20 protein-coding genes are annotated in these 17,235 nt (G+C 71.2%); 17 read left to right on the top strand and 3 right to left on the bottom strand.

The window, feature by feature from the left end; all coding sequences use genetic code 11:
- Window positions 1-38 precede the first annotated feature (38 nt).
- On the bottom strand, window positions 39-2,153 hold the full coding sequence (locus BLV96_RS35125; protein WP_086674925.1) for a HelD family protein: 2,115 nt from the start codon (window positions 2,151-2,153) through the stop codon (window positions 39-41).
- A gap of 192 nt (window positions 2,154-2,345) precedes the next feature.
- Between BLV96_RS35125 and rsmD the strand changes: the two genes are divergently transcribed.
- The 14 genes from rsmD (at window position 2,346) to BLV96_RS35055 (ending at window position 13,106) form a co-directional block, all read left to right on the top strand.
- Window positions 2,346-2,906, top strand: coding sequence for a 16S rRNA (guanine(966)-N(2))-methyltransferase RsmD (gene rsmD / locus BLV96_RS35120; protein ID WP_086674926.1), 561 nt, complete (start codon window positions 2,346-2,348; stop codon window positions 2,904-2,906).
- Window positions 2,907-2,949: 43 nt separating this feature from the next.
- Window positions 2,950-3,435: a pantetheine-phosphate adenylyltransferase gene (coaD, locus tag BLV96_RS35115; protein WP_086674927.1), complete on the top strand. Its 486-nt coding sequence runs from the start codon at window positions 2,950-2,952 to the stop codon at window positions 3,433-3,435.
- Between the two features lie 94 nt (window positions 3,436-3,529).
- A complete protein-coding gene (locus BLV96_RS35110) occupies window positions 3,530-4,225 on the top strand; it encodes a ribonuclease domain-containing protein (RefSeq protein ID WP_086674928.1) in 696 nt (231 codons plus the stop codon).
- Between the two features lie 66 nt (window positions 4,226-4,291).
- Complete coding sequence (locus BLV96_RS35105; protein WP_086674929.1) at window positions 4,292-4,804, top strand: SigE family RNA polymerase sigma factor; 513 nt, start codon at window positions 4,292-4,294, stop codon at window positions 4,802-4,804.
- Complete coding sequence (locus tag BLV96_RS35100; RefSeq protein WP_086674930.1) at window positions 4,804-5,544, top strand: hypothetical protein; 741 nt, start codon at window positions 4,804-4,806, stop codon at window positions 5,542-5,544. Before BLV96_RS35105 ends, BLV96_RS35100 begins: the two co-directional genes overlap by 1 nt.
- 113 nt (window positions 5,545-5,657) lie before the next feature.
- A complete protein-coding gene (locus tag BLV96_RS35095; RefSeq protein ID WP_086674931.1) occupies window positions 5,658-6,386 on the top strand; it encodes a DivIVA domain-containing protein in 729 nt (242 codons plus the stop codon).
- A gap of 212 nt (window positions 6,387-6,598) precedes the next feature.
- Window positions 6,599-7,186, top strand: a complete 588-nt coding sequence (locus BLV96_RS35090; RefSeq protein WP_167379836.1) for a YceD family protein — start codon at window positions 6,599-6,601, stop codon at window positions 7,184-7,186.
- Window positions 7,187-7,275: 89 nt separating this feature from the next.
- Entirely contained in the window at window positions 7,276-7,458 is a 183-nt protein-coding gene (rpmF, locus tag BLV96_RS35085) for a 50S ribosomal protein L32 (RefSeq protein ID WP_013223689.1), read from the top strand.
- Window positions 7,459-7,471: 13 nt separating this feature from the next.
- Window positions 7,472-8,221 carry a ribonuclease III gene (gene rnc, locus BLV96_RS35080; protein ID WP_208608402.1) on the top strand — a complete coding sequence of 250 codons (750 nt, stop codon included), beginning with the start codon at window positions 7,472-7,474 and terminating at the stop codon, window positions 8,219-8,221.
- A gap of 89 nt (window positions 8,222-8,310) precedes the next feature.
- Window positions 8,311-9,666, top strand: coding sequence for a polysaccharide lyase 6 family protein (locus BLV96_RS35075; RefSeq protein WP_086674933.1), 1,356 nt, complete (start codon window positions 8,311-8,313; stop codon window positions 9,664-9,666).
- Window positions 9,667-9,696: 30 nt separating this feature from the next.
- The gene (gene mutM / locus BLV96_RS35070; RefSeq protein ID WP_086674934.1) at window positions 9,697-10,554 is read left to right on the top strand and encodes a bifunctional DNA-formamidopyrimidine glycosylase/DNA-(apurinic or apyrimidinic site) lyase; all 858 of its coding nucleotides are present in this window, start codon (window positions 9,697-9,699) and stop codon (window positions 10,552-10,554) included.
- Between the two features lie 58 nt (window positions 10,555-10,612).
- A complete protein-coding gene (locus BLV96_RS35065; RefSeq protein WP_086674935.1) occupies window positions 10,613-11,047 on the top strand; it encodes a helix-turn-helix domain-containing protein in 435 nt (144 codons plus the stop codon).
- Window positions 11,048-11,358: 311 nt separating this feature from the next.
- Window positions 11,359-11,922 (top strand): hypothetical protein, encoded by a 564-nt coding sequence (locus tag BLV96_RS35060; RefSeq protein WP_244180701.1) that lies wholly within the window; start codon window positions 11,359-11,361, stop codon window positions 11,920-11,922.
- A complete protein-coding gene (locus BLV96_RS35055) occupies window positions 11,919-13,106 on the top strand; it encodes an MAB_1171c family putative transporter (protein ID WP_086674937.1) in 1,188 nt (395 codons plus the stop codon). Before BLV96_RS35060 ends, BLV96_RS35055 begins: the two co-directional genes overlap by 4 nt.
- Here the strand turns inward: BLV96_RS35055 and BLV96_RS35050 are convergent.
- Window positions 13,081-13,983 carry an SMP-30/gluconolactonase/LRE family protein gene (locus BLV96_RS35050; protein WP_086674938.1) on the bottom strand — a complete coding sequence of 301 codons (903 nt, stop codon included), beginning with the start codon at window positions 13,981-13,983 and terminating at the stop codon, window positions 13,081-13,083. The genes BLV96_RS35055 and BLV96_RS35050 overlap by 26 nt on opposite strands.
- Before the next feature lie 62 nt (window positions 13,984-14,045).
- On the opposite strand from BLV96_RS35050, the gene BLV96_RS35045 reads away from it, so the two are divergent.
- The 3 genes from BLV96_RS35045 (at window position 14,046) to BLV96_RS35035 (ending at window position 16,167) form a co-directional block, all read left to right on the top strand.
- The gene (locus BLV96_RS35045) at window positions 14,046-14,492 is read left to right on the top strand and encodes an Lrp/AsnC family transcriptional regulator (protein WP_244180699.1); all 447 of its coding nucleotides are present in this window, start codon (window positions 14,046-14,048) and stop codon (window positions 14,490-14,492) included.
- A gap of 89 nt (window positions 14,493-14,581) precedes the next feature.
- Complete coding sequence (locus tag BLV96_RS35040; protein ID WP_086674939.1) at window positions 14,582-14,917, top strand: PadR family transcriptional regulator; 336 nt, start codon at window positions 14,582-14,584, stop codon at window positions 14,915-14,917.
- Window positions 14,914-16,167 carry a DUF1700 domain-containing protein gene (locus BLV96_RS35035; RefSeq protein WP_086674940.1) on the top strand — a complete coding sequence of 418 codons (1,254 nt, stop codon included), beginning with the start codon at window positions 14,914-14,916 and terminating at the stop codon, window positions 16,165-16,167. Before BLV96_RS35040 ends, BLV96_RS35035 begins: the two co-directional genes overlap by 4 nt.
- A 114-nt stretch (window positions 16,168-16,281) precedes the next feature.
- Here BLV96_RS35035 and BLV96_RS35030 read toward each other — a convergent pair whose 3' ends face one another.
- Complete coding sequence (locus tag BLV96_RS35030; RefSeq protein WP_086674941.1) at window positions 16,282-16,806, bottom strand: YflT domain-containing protein; 525 nt, start codon at window positions 16,804-16,806, stop codon at window positions 16,282-16,284.
- Window positions 16,807-17,235 lie beyond the last annotated feature (429 nt).

Genomic DNA, 17,235 nt, shown 5'->3' with positions numbered 1-17,235 from the left:
ATCCCGCCCATCGGAGGAGCCCTTCAGCGTGTCCGGGGTCAGCCGGCCGGGATCCAGTCGGGGTTGGACGCCAGCACGACCAGCTGCTGCGTCGCCCGGGTCAGCGCCACGTACAGCACCCGCCGGCCCGTCGTCGACTCCGTGATCAAGTCGTTCGGCTCCACGAGCACCACGGCGTCGTACTCCAGGCCCTTCGAATCGAGACTGCCGACGACCTTCAGCCGCTCGTCCGCCTGACCCGACACCCAGCCCGCGACCTCCGGCACCCGGTCCATCGCCGTGATGACGCCGACCGTGCCCTCGACCCCGCCGAGCAGTTCCTTCACCGCCGCCTGCGTCGCGGCCGCCAGGCCGGTCGCCTCCACCGGGCGGACCTCCGGCTCGACGCCGGTCTTGCGCACGGCCACCGGCAGCTCGCCCGCCTCCGCGTGCCCCGCCACCACCTTGGCCGCCAGGTCGAAGATCTCCGCCGAGTTCCGGTAGTTCGTCCGCAGCGTGAACCGCCGCCGGGCCGTCTTGACGCCGAACGCCTGGTCACGCGCGGAAGCCGCCTCCGCCGGGTCCGGCCACGAGCTCTGCACCGGGTCGCCGACGACCGTCCAGCTCGCGTACTTGCCGCGCCGCCCGACCATCCGCCACTGCATCGGCGACAGGTCCTGCGACTCGTCGACGACGACGTGGGAGTACTCGTCGTAGTGCTCGGGACGCGTCGGCGCCCCGCCGGAACGCTCCGGCTCGACCTCGATCACCTGGCGCCGCTTGCGCTTCGGCGGCGGCCCGATCAGCACGCGCAGCTCGTCGAGCAGGGCGACGTCCGCGATCGACCAGCCGCGCGAGCGGTCCGCGAGGTCCGCCGCCAGCAGCGAAATCTCGGCACGGTTCAGCACGCCCTTCGACACCGACGCGAGCCGCTTCTCCTCGCCCAGCCACTTGAGGATCTGCGCCGGGTACAGCACCGGCCACCACACGACCAGGAACCGGTGGAAGTCGATCCGCTCGCCGAGGTCGGTGATCAGCTCCGCACGGTCGAGCTGCTTGCCGTCGGCCTTCGCGTACTCCTCGGCCTTCGCCGCCAGCGCGTCGAGCAGCAGCTCCGCCGCCCGGATCCGCGACCGGTTCGGCGGCGCGCCCTGCGTGTGGGCCTTGCGGCGCACCTTCTCCAGCTCGCGCGCGTTGAGCTTCAGCACTTCGCCGCGGTAGACGATCCGCATCTCCTCCGGCGCGTCCGGCGGCGTGTCGCGCAGCGCCCGCAGCAGGATCTTGCGCATCCGCAGCGACCCCTTGATCGCGGCCAGCGGCGCCGCGTCCTGCCGCGTCGCCTCCAGGCCGTCGAGGACCTCGCCGAGCGCACGCAGCTCGACGTTCGTCTCACCCATCGAGGGGAGGACGCGCGAGATGTAGCTGGTGAACACGCCCGACGGCCCGATCACGAGCACGCCGGCCCCGCCGAGCTGACGGCGGTAGCGGTAGAGCAGGTAAGCCGCGCGGTGCAGCGCGACGGCGGTCTTGCCGGTGCCCGGCCCGCCGGTGATCTCGGTGACCCCGCGCCACGGCGCCCGGATGACCTCGTCCTGCTCCTTCTGGATGGTCGCGACGATGTCGCGCATCTTCTCGCCGCGCGAGCGCCCCAGCGCGGCCATCAGCGCGCCCTCGCCGACGATCTGCATGTCCTCGGGGACGGCGTCGGCGATCAGGACGTCGTCGTCGACGTCGAGGACGTTCTGGCCCGAGCAGCGGATCACGCGCCGCCGCACGACGTCCATCGGTTCCTCGGCCGTGGCCTGGTAGAACGCGGCCGCGGCCGGCGCGCGCCAGTCCGTGACGAGGTTGTCGAACTCCGCGTCGCGGATGCCGAGCCGGCCGACGTAGGTGCGTTCGCCCTCGCGGTCGTCGAGGCGGCCGAAGACGAGCCCTTCGTACTCGGCGTCGAGCGACTGCAGCGTCTGGTTCGCGTGGTAGACCATCATGTCGCGCTCGAACAGCATCGACGCCTGCTCGAAGATCGCCTCGCGCTGCGCGCCCTGGCCGATCTCGTAGCCCTTCGTGCGCATCGCCTCGGCTTGGGCGCGCAGTTCGTCCAGACGGGTGTACACGCGATCGACGTGGGCTTGTTCGATGGCGATCTCGGCCCGTCTGACCCGAGGTTCCGACACGCATGGCTCCTTGACAGCTCTGGATCGCCTCCGAGGGCGAAGAACGACTCTACGCGTTGGCTCCGGCGGGCACACCGATGTCCCGGCCATCAGTGCCGCGTGTCATCTCCGGGTGCTTGCGGGGGTCCGGGTGGCGGAGCCCCCGGCGCGGGGTGCGGGGCGCGGCCCCGCAAGGCACTGCACAATCAGGGGGTGACCAGGATCGTGGCCGGGACGGCGGGCGGGCGGCGGCTGAAGGTGCCGCCGAAGGGCACCCGGCCGACGTCGGAACGCGTGCGGGAAGCCCTGTTCAACGCCCTGGAGACGGCGGGTGAGGTGGACGGCGCCCACGTCCTCGACCTCTACGCGGGCTCCGGCGCGCTCGGCCTCGAAGCGCTCTCCCGCGGTGCGGCGGACGCCCTGTTCGTGGAGGCCGACCGGCGCGCGGTCGACGTCCTGCGCGGCAACGTCGCGGCCTTGGGCCTGGGCGGCACGGTCCGCGCCGGGCAGGTCGAGGCGGTCGTCGCGGCGCCCTCGCCGGCTTCGTACGACCTGGTCCTCGCGGACCCGCCGTACGCCGTGGACGCGGCCGCGCTCGGCAAGGTGCTGGCGGCGCTGGCGGCGGGCGGCTGGCTCGGGTCGTCGGCGCTGGTGGTGATCGAACGCGCCGCGCGGGACGGCGCACCCGCGTGGCCCGCCGGCTTCGAGCCGACGCGCGACAAGAAGTACGGCGATACGGCGGTCTTCTGGGCCGAATACTCGCCTGTGGCGTGAGCCACGCGGCGGAAACCCGGTCCGGCACGGTAGCGTCCGCGCCATGCGGCGTGCGGTCTGTCCCGGTTCCTACGACCCGGCCACCAACGGCCACCTCGACATCATCGAACGGGCGAGCGTGCTGTTCGACGAGGTCGTCGTCGCGGTGGGGGTGAACAAGAGCAAGAAGGGCCTCTTCGAGGTTTCCGAGCGGCTCGACATGCTCCGCGAGATCACGGCGAAGCTCGGCAACGTGCGCGTCGACTCGTGGGAGGGCCTGCTGGTCGACTACTGCCGCGAGAACGACATCGCGGCGATCGCCAAGGGCCTGCGCTCGGTCAGCGACTTCGACTACGAGCTGCAGATGGCCCAGATGAACCGCGAGCTGACCGGCGTCGAGACGCTGCTGATGGCGAACAACCCGGCGTACGGGTTCGTGTCCAGCTCGCTGGTCAAGGAGGTCTCGGCCCTCGGCGGCGACATCGAGCACCTGGTCCCGCCGGTGGTCTACGAGCGCCTCTCGGAGAAGTTCCCGAAGCTCGAGCGCTGATCGGCCCCCTACCTTCGTCGGGACTTGCGGCCCGTGCCGCCTCAGTTCACGTTCTCGTCTTCTGACGATCATCCGGTCGGGTTACGGTCCGAAAATGACCAACTACCGATCACGCCTGGTCGCGGTCCTTTTCGCGCTCTTGGCCACGTTTTCCATGGGGGTCACCGCCGCCGAGGCGGTGACGAACACGACGGCCGCGCAGAACGCGTGCGGCAACCTCTCCGGGTTCTCCCACACGACGCTGTCGGCCCTGCCGGCCGAGGCGACGACGACGTACAACCTGATCCAGAAGGGAGGCCCGTTCCCGTACCCGCAGAACGACGGCGTCGTCTTCGACAACCGGGAAGGCATCCTCCCGTCGTGCGCGTCGGGCTACTACCACGAGTACACGGTGCCGACGCCCGGCTCGAGCAACCGCGGCACGCGCCGCATCGTGACGGGCTCGGCCGGCGAGTACTTCTACACGGGCGATCACTACGCCACCTTCAAAGTCATCGACATCTCCGGCGGCGGCCAGACGCACGCCTGCGGCGACCTGTCGGGCCTGACCAAGATCGGCTACTCGCAGCTGTCGGCCGCGGCTCGCACGGTGGTCGACAACGTCCGCGGCGGAGCGACCAGCAGCACGACGTACGAGAACCGCGAAGGCGTGCTCCCGGCCTGCGCGCCCGGCTACTACAAGCTCTTCACCGTGGGCACGAACGACCGCGTGATCTCCGGCAAGGCGGGCGAACTCGCCTACACGCCCGACCACTACGTCACGTTCAAGCGGATCGACCTGAATTCCTGAGTCCCGTGCAACGCGCCGCGCCCCCTCGTCCGTGAGTACCGGTGGAACAACGGACGGGGAGGCGCGATGCGGGCTGGGGACGAAGCGGGATTCCGGGAGTTCGCCAGGGAACGGGCGCTGCCGCTGCGGCGCACCGCGTTCCTCTTGTGCGGCGACTGGCACCTCGCCGAAGACCTGGTCCAGGTCGCGCTCATCAAGCTCTACCGGGTCTGGCCGAAGGTCGCCCGGACGGGGCCCGTCGACAACTACGCGAGACAGGTCCTGCTCCGCTGCTGGCTCGACGAGCGGCGACGACCCTGGCGGCGCAACGAGCGTCGCGACGGCGTCGTCCCCGAAGAGCCGCGGCCCGACGATCCGGCCGACGCCGGCATCTCCGGTGACCTGCTCCGCGCCCTCGCCGGGGTTCCGCCGAAGCAGCGCGCCGCCGTCGTGCTCCGCTACTGCGCCGACCTCCCGGTCGCCGAAGTCTCGAAGGCACTGCGCTGCTCCGAAGGAACCGTCCGGAGCCAGGCCGCGCGCGGGCTCGAAGCCCTGCGCGCGGAGCTGACGCGGCTCGAGGCCGCCGAGAGGAGCGTGTGATGACCGACATGGAGACACGGCTGCGCGAGGTGTCGCTCGCCGAACCACCGCTGGGGTTCGACCCCGACGACGTCGTGACGAAGGCGGCGAAGCGGCAGCGCACCCGCCGCGCGACCGTGGCGACCGCGGTCGTGACGCTGGGGATCGCCGGCGCCGCGGTCGTCGCGCTGCGGCCGTCGCCCCCGCCACTCGCGCCCCCGGCGGCAACCTACCTGCCGCCGGTGATCATCGTGAAGCCCACACCGCGCAATCCCCTCGAGCAGCGAACGCTCGATCACCTGAAAGAGGCGCTGCCCACGGTGCTGGCCGGCGCGCGCAAGATCCTCATCGGCGGCTTCTACAGCATGGGCGGCGAGCTGCACCCCGACGAGCTGACGGTGACACTGTCCTTCCTCGACCACGAGGGGGCCGGGCACTCGCTCAACCTCGGCCTCATCGGCAAGCTGACCGTCTCGCGGAACATGGTCCCGCCGGCCGAGGTGTGCGCGGCGCCCCAGGAGAGCCGCTGCGAGAAGCGGCCCGACGGCAGCACGGTCGTGCTCAGCCCGCGGAGCGCCGTGCACTACCGCACCGACGGCACCGCGGTCGACGTCAGCGACGTCGGGAAGGTCTATCCCGACGACGCGCCCGCGCTGGGCCTTCCCGCCGGTCCGGGCGCCGCCCCCTTCGCGGACGGCACGGCCATCGACGAGCGGCAGCTGATCGCGTTGGTGACCGACCCGGGCTTCGTCGCCCAGTAGGGGGAGCCGCCACCGGGCGTGGTCCACGGGGACACGCCCGGTGCCGGTGGCGTTCACCGGTTCGGCCGCGGAAACGGGCAGACTGGTCCCAGCGACAGGGGATTGGAGTTGCCGTGTACCGGGTTTTCGAGGCGCTCGACGAGCTCGTCACCATCGTCGAGGAGGCGCGCGGCGTCCCGATGACGTCCAGCTGCGTGGTGCCCCGCGGCGATGTGCTCGAACTCCTCGACGACGTCCGCGACGCGTTTCCCGCGGAGGTCGACGACGCCCAGGACGTCCTCGACAAGCGTGACGACCTGATCCACGCCGCCCGCAAGGAGGCGGGGGAGACGGTCGCGGGGGCGAACGCCGAGGCCGAGCGCACGATCGCGGACGCGACGGACGAGGCGGAGCGCATCCTGGCCGACGCGCGCGCCCGCGCCGAGGAGATGCTCGCCGACGCGCACGACCAGGCCGACCGCACGGTGGCGGCGGGCCAGGCGGAGTACCAGAACCTCACGGACCGCTCCCGCGCGGAGTCCGAGCGCATGATCCAGGCCGGCCGCGACGCGTACGACCGCGCGATCGAGGACGGCCGCGCCGAGCAGAGCCGGCTGGTCGCGCAGACGGAGGTCGTCCAGGCGGCCCACGCGGAGTCGGCCCGGATCGTGGACGAGGCTCACGCGGAGGCCGACCGCCAGCGAGCGGACTGCGACGCGTACGTGGACGGGAAGCTGGCGGAGTTCTCGGAGCTGCTGGCGACGACGCTGCGGACGGTGGACTCGGGGCGCAACCACTTGCGCTCGCCGGCGAACCTGCCGAGCTCGGGCGGGCGTCCGACGCTGTACGACTACCAGGTGTGACGAGCTTCTCAGCCGCTCTGAGGCGCGTTGTCCCCAGGCCGGCCCGGTTGTGGACAACCGGGCCGCGGCAGCGCCATTCCCGGCTTTCCGCCGGGCGGCGCCGGTAGACTGGACCAGGGACGCCCCCCTGGGAGTGGCGGGGGCCGCCGGCCCCCTGGCCTCCGTGCCGCCCAGCTCAAAAGGGGTGGCACCCGGTGCGTACCCTGGACTGGATGTCCGAGAACAAGACCCCCCAGCTCGACGACCGCAGCCCGTGGGTGATCGACACCCGTGAGCTCGGCCGTCACGCCGGTCTCAGCCGCGCCCTCACGCGCAGCGTGCCGGTGGAGACGCCGCTCGGCGTCCCCGATGTCATCACCATCGAGGCCGGCTCCGCGCTGGAGCTCGACCTGCTGCTCGAGTCCGTCGTCGAAGGCGTGCTGGTCAGCGGCACCGCGACGGCCACGGCGAAGGGCACCTGCGCCCGCTGCCTCGACCCCCTGACCGAAGAGGTCGAGGTCGAGGTCCAGGAGCTGTTCGCCTACCCGGGGTCGGCCACGGAGGAGACCACCGAGGAGGACGAGATCCCCCGGCTGGTCGACGACCGGATCGACCTCGAACCCACCGTCCGCGACGCCGTGGTGCTGGCCCTCCCGCTGGCGCCGCTGTGCACCGAAGACTGCGCCGGGCTCTGCACGGAGTGCGGCGTCAAGTGGGCCGATCTCGAGCCCGGACACGGGCATGAGAAGATAGACCCTCGGTGGGCCGCCCTCGTCGAGCGCTTCGACGAGAACGCGGGCGAAAAGCCCGGGCCCAGCTGAAGCAGCAAGCCTGACGAGCGCCCCAGCTCGATCCGGTGAGAAAGTTCGCTCGCACGACCGCGAGCAGACCGTCTTAAGGAGATCTACTCGTGGCCGTCCCGAAGCGGAAGATGTCGCGATCCAACACGCGCTCCCGCCGCAGCCAGTGGAAGGCGGCTCCGGTGCAGCTGGTGCCCTGCTCCAACCGCGCCTGCAAGCAGCCGAAGCTCCAGCACATCGCGTGCCCGTCGTGCGGCCAGCACAACGGTCGCCAGGTCGTCGAGCCCGCCTGATCGGGTAGCCGACATGGGGGGCAAGACGCCCGGGGGACCACCCGCCGATCCGGCGCCGTTGCTCGAAGCGCTCGGGGTCACACTCGACCCCGAGCTGCTGCGGCTGTCGCTGACCCACCGTTCGTACGCGTACGAAAACGGGGGCCTGCCGCCGAACGAGCGGCTCGAGTTCCTCGGTGACGCGGTGCTCGGCCTGGTCGTCACCGACCACCTCTACACCACGCACCCGGACCTGCCCGAAGGTCAGCTCGCGAAGCTCCGCGCCAGCGTCGTCAACATGCACGCGCTGGCGCGGGTCGCCCGCGGGCTCGGCGAGGGCGGGCTCGGGGCGCACCTGCTGCTGGGCAAGGGCGAAGAGCTCACCGGCGGTCGGGACAAGGCGAGCATCCTCGCCGACGGGCTGGAGGCGGTCATCGGTGCCGTCTACCTCGAGCACGGCATCGAGATCGCCCGCAAGCTCGTGCACCACCTCTTCGACGGCCTGCTCGCCGAAGCGCCGCTGCGCGGTGCCGGTCTCGACTGGAAGACCAGCCTGCAGGAGCTGACCGCGTCGGCCGGCCTCGGCGTGCCCGAGTACCGCGTCGAAGACACCGGACCGGACCACCGCAAGGAGTTCACGGCCACGGTGCTCGTCGCGGGCCGTCCCCTCGGGCACGGCACCGGCTCGACGAAGAAGGAAGCCGAGCAGAAGGCCGCCGAAACGGCGTGGCGCTCGCTGTCCGCCGAACTCGAGGCCGAAAAGAAGGACGACGCGGAGTCCTGATCACCGGGAACCTCCGTTGACGATTTCCCGAACCGCTCAGTAGCGTGTGGCGATCCGCCGCGCTCGTACCTGACTGAGAGGTTTGGCGGATGCGTCTGTTCTTCGTCCCCTTGATCGCGGCGGCGCTTGTCGTCGTGCCCGGACCGGTGGCCTCGGCCGCGCAGGTCCGCGTCACGTCGCTTTCGGCGCTGCAGTCCGCGATGGACAAGGCGAACCCCGGCGACACGATCGTGCTCGCCGACGGCTCCTACTCCGCGGGCTCGACGCTCTCGATCAAGCGGTCCGGCACGTCCACCGCGCCGGTGACCGTCGCCGCCGAACACACCGGCCAGGCGACGATCACCGGCTCGAAGACGTTCGCCTTCGCGAGCGGCGTCTCGAACGTCGTGCTGCGGGGGTTCAAGTTCCGGGGCAGCGCGAAGCTGAGCGTCCCGGCCGGCGCGCCGGACAACCGCTTGACCCGCAACGACTTCCAGCTCACGACCGACGGCAACTGGGTCACGGTCAGCGGCGACGACACCGTCGTCGACCGCAACGTCTTCCAGAACCGCACCACCGAGGGCGTGTTCCTGCAGATCCTCGGGCCGTCCGGCGCGATGGCCAAGCACGTCCACGTGCACCACAACTACTTCTACAACCACCAGTTCGGCGGCACGAACGGCGGCGAGTCGATCCGGCTGGGTCTCAGCGACCGGCAGTCGTACACGGCCAACGCGCTGATCGAGAACAACCTGTTCGAGAAGGCGGACGGCGACAGCGAGGCGATCTCGGTCAAGTCGTCCGACAACGTGGTGCGCTACAACACCATTCGCGACAGCAAGGGCTACATCGTGCTGCGCCACGGCAACCGCAGCACCGTCGAGGGCAATGTCCTCTTCGGCTCGGGGATCCGCTTCCACGGCAACGACCACAAGATCGTGAACAACTACGTCGCGAACTCCGGCGACCGCGCGATCGTGTTCGGATCCGGTGACGAAGCCGACAGCGGGCCGACGAGCAAGCTGCACGACCGCCCGGACCGCGTCACGGTCGCGTACAACACGGTGCTCGGGTCCAAAAGCGTGATCGACGGCGACGGCGGCGACTTCAAGCCGAAGGACTGCGTGGTCGCGGACAACATCGTCAAGGGGACGTCGGGGACGCTCGTGACGCTGCCGAGCGGGTCGACGGTCAAGTACGAAGGCAACATCACGTTCGGTGGCACCGCGGGGATCCCGTCGCGGAACGTCGATCCGAAGCTGGTCAAGGACGCCGCGGGGCTGTACCGGCCGGCTTCCGGCAGCCCGGCGATCAACGCCGGCGTGGGGTCGTACCCGTTCGCGGCGAAGGACTTCGACCTGCAGGCGCGTAGTGGTGCATACGACGTCGGCGCGGACGAGTACTTCGCGTCCGGCACGACCCGCGTCCCGCTGACGAAGGCCGACGTCGGACCGGCCGCGCCGTAAATTGTCGTACCCGCCGGGCACAATGGTCGTATGCCCGAACTCCCCGAGGTCGAAGTCGTCCGCCTGGGCCTGCAGGCGCACGTCGCGGGCCGGACCATCCGCGAGGCGGAGGTCCTGCACCCGCGCGCCATCCGCCGGCACGCGCTGGGCGCGGAGGACTTCACGAAGCGGCTGATCGGCAGCCGCGTCGAGGCGGCGCGGCGCCGCGGCAAGTACCTGTGGCTGGAGCTGTCCGACAAGGAGGCGCTGCTGGCCCACCTGGGGATGAGCGGGCAGATGCTCGTCCAACCCGAGGACGCGCCGGACGAGAAGCACCTGCGCGTGCGGCTGCGCTTCGACGACGACGGCCCGGAGCTGCGGTTCGTCGACCAGCGGACGTTCGGCGGCCTCGCACTGGACGACCTGAACGACGTGCTGCTCCCGGACACGATCGCGCACATCGCGCGCGACCCGATGGACCCGGCGTTCGACCTCGACGCGGCGGTGCGCGCGTTGCGGTCGCGGCGCACGGAGGTCAAGCGGGCGCTGCTGGACCAGACGCTGGTGTCGGGCATCGGCAACATCTACGCGGACGAAGCGCTGTGGCGCGCGCGCCTGCACTGGGCCCGGCCGACGGAGAAGCTGACGTTGGCGAAGGGGCGCGAGCTGCTGTCGGCGGCCTCGGACGTGATGAACGCGGCCCTGGGCGCGGGCGGCACGTCGTTCGACGCGTTGTACGTGAACGTCAACGGGCAGTCGGGCTACTTCGACCGTTCGCTGGACGCGTACGGCCAGGAGGGGATGCCGTGTCACCGCTGCGGCACGGCGATCCGGCGGGAGCCGTTCATGAACCGGTCGTCGTTCTCGTGCCCGAAGTGTCAACCCCGGCCGCGCGCCAACTTGCGTTGATAAATGGTGTTCAGCTTTCAGCTAGGATGAATGTGCCTGGTAGCTGAGGGAGTGCATCGTGGTCAAGGAGCCCGGAAAGTCGACGCTGGCCGACAAGATCGACCGGCTGTTCCACGTGGTCCGCAGGCCCGATCGGGAGCCGTACAGCAACGAAGAGGTCGCGAAGGCGTGCCGCGAGGCAACGGGGGAGAGCTTCTCGACGACGTACTTGTGGCAGCTGCGCACGGGCCGCCGCGACAACCCGACGAAGCGGCACTTGGAGGCACTGGCCCAGTTCTTCGGAGTCCCTCCGGCATACTTCTTCGACGACGAGCAGAGCACGAAGATCGCGGAGGAGCTGGCGCTCCTGGGAGCGTTGCGCGACGCGGGGGTCCGGGACCTGGCACTGCGAGCGGTGACGCTGTCGTCGGACGGCTTGGACACGATCAGCGACATGATCGACGCGATCGCCCGAAGGGAGGCGGGTCGCGGCACACCGAAGAGGGAGGCCTGAGGTGACGGCGGTTGCGGCGGACGAGCGGCCCCATGCTCGCTCGGGTGTTGTGAGCTGCCGGCTGCGCGCCGGTCTCCGCCGCCGGCCCTGCGCTCGCGCGGGCTGCCGGCCGGGCGCCGCGCTTGTCCGCCGGGCCGGGGCCGCTCCGAGCCGCCGCGCCTGCTCGAACCCTGCGATCCCGCCGGAACTCCGCTCCCCGGGCGCCGCCCCGAAACTCGCGCTTCCGATCTTCCCCTCCTCGCGTATCCCCACCGCCGCCTCCGCGTTGAACCGGCCGAGGCCGTGGGGGCGCGGCATGAGGGAGGGCTGACGTGGCGCAACCATCGCGGCGCGCCGGACGCGCTTTGTGGAAGCGGGCTCGGGAAGTCGCCGACTCCGTCACCCTGCCCGAACCCTTCGACGCCGAGACCTTCGTCGCGAGCCTCGCCTCGACCAGGGCGCGGCCCATCGAACTCATGCCCGTCAGCGCCCCCGAAGGCGCTCCCTGCGGGCTGCTCATGAGCACCGAACGCGCCGACTACATCCTCTACCCCACCAACACCACCGCCCTGCACCGGCGGCACATCCTGCTCCACGAGGTCGGCCACCTGCTCTGCGGCCACACCGGCGCCGACGGTGGCGCGGACGGCGTCGCCATCGATGCCGCCGCCGGGCGGCAGCTCATGCCGAACCTTTCGCCCGAACTCGTCCGGCGCGTGCTCGGGCGCACCACCTACACCGAGGTCGAGGAACGCGAAGCCGAGCTCGTCGCCAGCCTGCTCGCCCAACGCGCCGTGCGGCCCGAAGAGCCGCGGGAACTCGCCGCCGACGTCCCGGACGGCGTGCGGCGCTTCGACTCCCTCTTCGGCGGCCGGTCCCGCCGCCGGGCGCCGTGATCGAAACCCTGGCCTACCACCTCTGCCTGGTCGGGTTCGCCGGGTTCGGGTACAAGCTCGTCGAGGCGCGCCGCAGCCAGCCCGTGCGGACCATGTGGTTCCTCGCCGGCTTCGGCATCTGCATCGCCACCGGCATCATCGTGCTGACGCCCGCGACGGCCGCCCTCGCCGGACCCGGCCCGGTCGCCGAATGGGTCCTCAGCCTGGCCGGCGACGAGCTCAAGCTGGGCGCGATCGGGTTCGCCGTCGCCTTCACGCAGTCCGTGTGGCGCGGCGAAGGCGCCCGGCTCGCCCCGCACGCGCTGTTCACCGGCGCGACCATGGTGCTGCTCGCGGTGTGCTTCACGCTCTCCAGGCCGCGACGCGTCGGCGACGACACCGTCTTCTCGCCCGACGGCCTGCCCTTCGCCCTGGCCGACAAGGTCGTCTTCCTCGTCTACAGCCTGATCAGCCTCGGCGTGCTGATCGCCGTGTTCGCCCGCAGCGCGTGGCACGCCGAGCCCGGCCCGCTGCGCACCGGGCTGTGGCTCCTGCTGGTCGGTGTGGTGGCCGCGTTCGCGTGGACGTTCTGGGACGTCGACGACGTCCGTCAGCTCGCCCGGACCGCGCGGATCGGCGCGCGCGAGGACCTGCCGTCGTCGGTGCTCGCCGCGGCGACGATCGGGTTCGTCGCCGCCGGCGCGACGCTCTCCGCGTGGTCGCCGGCGGTGTCGTCGGTGCTCGGCCGGGTGCGGGCGTACCGCGCGTACCGCCGCATCGAGCCACTGTGGACGGCGTTGCGCGCGGCGGTCCCGGGCATCGCGCTCGACCCGGGCCGCGAACTGGCCGGTGGCGCCGAATTCGCGTTGTACCGCAGGGTGATCGAGATCCGCGACGGCCACCTGGCGCTGCGGGCCCACTTCGACCCGGAGCTCCCGGCCCGCGCGGAGACGGCGGCCCGCCGCGCCGGGGTCCGCGACGCCGACCTCGCGCCGACGGTCGAGGCCGTGGCCCTGGCCGCGGCGATCGAGGCGGGCCGCGAAGGCCGCCGCTTCGAGCCCCCGCTCCGCGAGCCCGCCGACCTGGCGGAAGCCGACGCGGACGTCGACGCCGAAGCGGCTTGGCTGGTCCGGGTGAGCCGGGCCTGGCGGCGCGGCGCGGTGGTCGAGCGGGTGCGGGCTAGCGCGGGTAGCGGGCCCCGTTGACCGTCACGCGCAGCGTGTAGACCGAGCTCGACGCCGTGATGAACAGCTCGTTGCCCCTCGCTCCGCCGAAGGTGAAGTTGGAGCAGATCTCCGGCACCCGCAGCTTGCCGATCCGCGTCCCGTCCGCGGCGAAGCAGTGCAGGCCGTCGTGGGCGGCCGCCCAGACCTGGCCTTCGCTGTCCACGCGGACGCCGTCGAACACGCCGTTGTCGCACGTCCCGAAGATCTCGCCGCCCGAGAGCTTCCCGTTCGCGCCCACCGAGAACACCCGGATGTGGCTGGGCTGCTGCCGGGTGTCCACTATGTACAGCAGCGACTCGTCGGCCGAGAACGCCAGCCCGTTCGGCCGCGAGAAGTCGTCGGCGACGATCCGGACGTCCCCCGACGGGTCGACGCGGTACACGTGGCACGCGCCGATCTCGCTCTCCGCCCGGTACCCCTCGTAGTCGCTGTCGATGCCGTAACTCGGGTCGGTGAACCAGATTGACCCGTCCGAGTGCTCGACGACGTCGTTCGGGCTGTTGAACCGCTTGCCCTCGAACTCCGCCGCCAGCACGGTAATCGAGCCGTCGTGCTCGGTGCGCGTGACGCGGCGGGTGCCCTGCTCGCAGCTGATCAGCCGTCCGTGGCGGTCGACAGTGTGCCCATTCGAGTACTGCGACGGCTGCCGGAAGACGCCGACCTCGCCGGTCGTCTCGTCCCAGCGCAGCGTCCGGTCGTTCGGGATGTCGCTGAACACGAGGTAGCGCCCGGCCGGGAAGTACGCCGGCCCCTCGGTCCAGCGGCAGCCGGTGTGCAGGCGCCGCATCCACTCGTCGCCGTTGACGCGCGCGAAGCGCTCGTCGAGCACCTCGAAGTTCGTCTTGACCTGGTCCATCCGCTCACCCCTAATGAGATTCTGCGAACAGCATGGATCGCCGAACCTGATATGGTCAAGTAGTGGACGATCTGGATCGCATGCTGCTCGCCGAACTCCAGCGGGACGCGACGCAGGCGTACGCCGCGCTCGGCAAGGTCGTCGGCCTCTCCGCCGGCGCGGCTCACGAGCGCGTCCGGAAGCTGCGCGAGCAGGGCGTGATCCGCCGGACCACAGTGGACGTCGACCCGGCCGCGGTCGGCCGCGGCGTCGCGGCGTACGTCCTCGTCGAGGCGAACGCCTGGATGGGGGACGAGCCGGTGCGCGCGGCTCTCGAGGCGCTGCCCGAGGTGGTGGAGGCGCACGTCATCGCCGGGCCCGCGTCGCTGCTGGTCAAGGTGCGCACGCCGACGACCGAGCAGCTCCAGGCGTCGCTGCGCCGGCTCTTCGCGATCGACGGCGTCACCGGCACGCAGACCGTCGTCATCCTCGAGTCCTTCTTCGAACGTCCGGTGGATCCCACCGCCTGATCTTTCCCTCGACACGCCGTTCGGCCCTCCGCCGTGCGCACTACTGTGCAATGCGTGGTACCTTCCCAAGCGTAAGACTGGAGGGTGCAGTGGAGATCAGTCAGCTGCTCAAAGGGGTGCTCGATCTCGCCGTGCTCGCGGTGCTCCGCGAGGAAGACGGCTACGGGTACGACGTCCTGCGAAGACTCCGGGGCGCCGGCCTGGACGAGGTGGGGGACGCGTCGGTGTACGGGACGTTGCGCAGGCTCTACAAGGCCGGCCTGCTCACCTCGTACGTGGTGCCCAGCGAAGAGGGCCCGCACCGCAAGTACTACAGCCTGAACGAGCCGGGCCGGGCCCGGCTGGCGGAGTCGGGCAGGACCTGGCAGAGCTTCGCATCGACGATGAACGTACTCCTGGGAGACGCAGTGGGAGAGGCAGCATGAGCGAGAAGCCGACCGCCGTGCGGGTGTATCTGGCGCGGGTCCGCACCGCGCTCGCCGACCTGCCCGCGAGCGAAATCGAAGAGATCCTCGAGGACGTCCGCCCGCACCTGGCGGAGCTCGAAGCCGAACTGGGGGAGGGCGCCCGCGTCGAGGCCCTGATCGAACGGCTCGGCACGCCGGAGAGCTACGCCGCCGAGCTGCGCGCGTCGGGCGGGTACCCGCCGGCGGCCGAAGGGGCGACGCAGGTGCTCGCCACGGCGAAGGCGCCGAGCCTCGCGAAGCCGCGGATCGCGTTCTGGGGCCTGGTGCTCTCCGCGGTGGCGCTCGCGCTGTTCGCGTTCGCCGCCGCCGTCCGCATCGACCCCGACGGGCTGATCGGCGCCGTGCTCTTCCTGCCCGTGTTCCTCGTCAGCCTCATCCTGCTGCTGCGCGGCGGGGTCGAGGCGGTGCTGGCGCTGCCGGAGGTGGTGTGGCTGCGGCAGGCGCTCGCCAAGGGCCGCCGGCAGGAGGACTCCGGGAAGGCGCTGAACTACCTCTCGTCGCTGAAGCCGGCGTGGTGGATCGTGTGCGCCGTCGTGCTGGTCGCGTTCGGGCTGCTGCTGATGCTGCGTTCGCGCAGCGCGGTGCTGCTGCTGCCGTTCCTGCTCGTCGCGGGCGGCGCGGCGGTGTGGGCGGGCCCGCGGCTGCGCGGCGACCGGCGGCTGCTGTGGGTCGCGGTGCCGATCTCGGCGTTCGTCATCGGCGGCATCCTGGGCGGCTTCGGCGCGGCGGTCGACCTCATCTCGCACCGGAACTCCTACTCGAGCTCGCCGTCGTACTACCCGTCGTCGTCCGACCGGTACGGCAACGAGCAGCTGACCTACGGCGGCAACGAGGTGGAGAACGTCTACGCGTTCGACGCCGAGGGCAAGCCGCTGACCGAGGTCTACCTCTACGACGAAGAGGGCCGCCCGCTCACGGTGACCCGCTACGGCTGCGAGCGCTCGAGCGGGACGAAGGAGAAGATCGGCGCGGACAACCGGTTCCCGCGGCCGAAGGTGGAGCAGGGCGTGACCGACGACCAGGGCAACTACAACGGCTACAACGGGTACCGCTCGGCCTGCCGCGAGGACGCGGGGGTGCCGTTCAGCGCGGCGATCCCGAAGGTGACGGCGCCTTCGCCGTCGGCTTCCGCCACGCCGACGCCGAGTTCGACGCCGACGCCCGCGGCGACCACTCCGGCCTCGCCGACCGCGACGCCGACGCGGTAGAGCTTTCAGGAGCGGAGGTCGGGGCCGCTCCTGACGCGACGAAGGCCGCCTCCGGAACACCGGGGGCGGCCTTCGATCTTGCGGTGAGTCAGTGCCGTCAGGGCGTCAGCCGTGTCAGTGGCCGAAGGCGCTGCGAGCGGCGAGGTCCGCCAGCAGCGCACGGCCCTTCTCGGCGTTGCGCGGCTGGGAAAGGACGTCGTAGCGGCGGGCGACCAGCTGGCTCTGGGAGATGAACCCGCGCTTGTTGCGGTTCACCGCGTAGCCGAGCGCGCCGAAGAGCAGGTTGAACCCGAGCCCGGCGACCAGGCCGATGACGATCGGGACGAGGCCCGCGCCCGGGTTCAGCAGGCTGAGCACCAGGCCGAGGAACAGGCCGAACATCGCGCCGGAGGTCGCCGCGCTGCCCAGGACCTTGCCCCAGGACATCTTGCCGGCGATGCGCTCGACGAGCATCGGCTCCACGCCCACGATCGTGACGTCGGTGACCGGGAAGTCGGTGCCCGCGAGGTGGTCGACCGCGCGCTGCGCCTGCTCGTAGGACTCGTAGGAACCGATCGGCCAGCCGGTGGGCAGGGTCGGCAGCTGGGGCCGCGCCTGCTGCTGGCCGATCGTGTTCTGCTGCGTGAATGCTGTGGTCATCGATCTCACCTCTCCTGCCCCGTTCAACGTGGGAGTACCCGGGATTCCTCCCGCTCGCGCGGAATTCACAGACTCTTCTCAGCCGGGCAAACCGCGCATACCGGCGGTGAGCGTAGGCGGGGTGAGCGGAGGGGGTGGCAGGCGGTGGTGTGGTCGAGGCCAGGCGGCTGCGCGCAGGTGGTGAACGCCGCGGCCGGGCGGGGCGTGACCCGGCCCGCCGCGGCAGTGAAACCGGCGAGCCGCGGAGCCGGCGCGGGTGCCGGCACCGTCGCGGCGGCCGGCCGCGCCAAGAGGCCGGCGGTGTCTCGGGAGGTCGTCCGCAGCCGGCAACCCAATGGCTCAACAAAATACCTTTGCTCCGGTTGACCCCGAGCCCATGACCGGGTAGGAAGAACCCGCAAAGGATTCGCATCAAACCTTTGGGGCGGC

This window comes from Amycolatopsis pretoriensis, from assembly GCF_900107925.1.
Classification (GTDB): domain Bacteria; phylum Actinomycetota; class Actinomycetes; order Mycobacteriales; family Pseudonocardiaceae; genus Amycolatopsis; species Amycolatopsis pretoriensis.
Note: the sequence above shows the minus strand (reverse complement) of the source record. Positions and strands in the feature narration are given on the sequence as shown.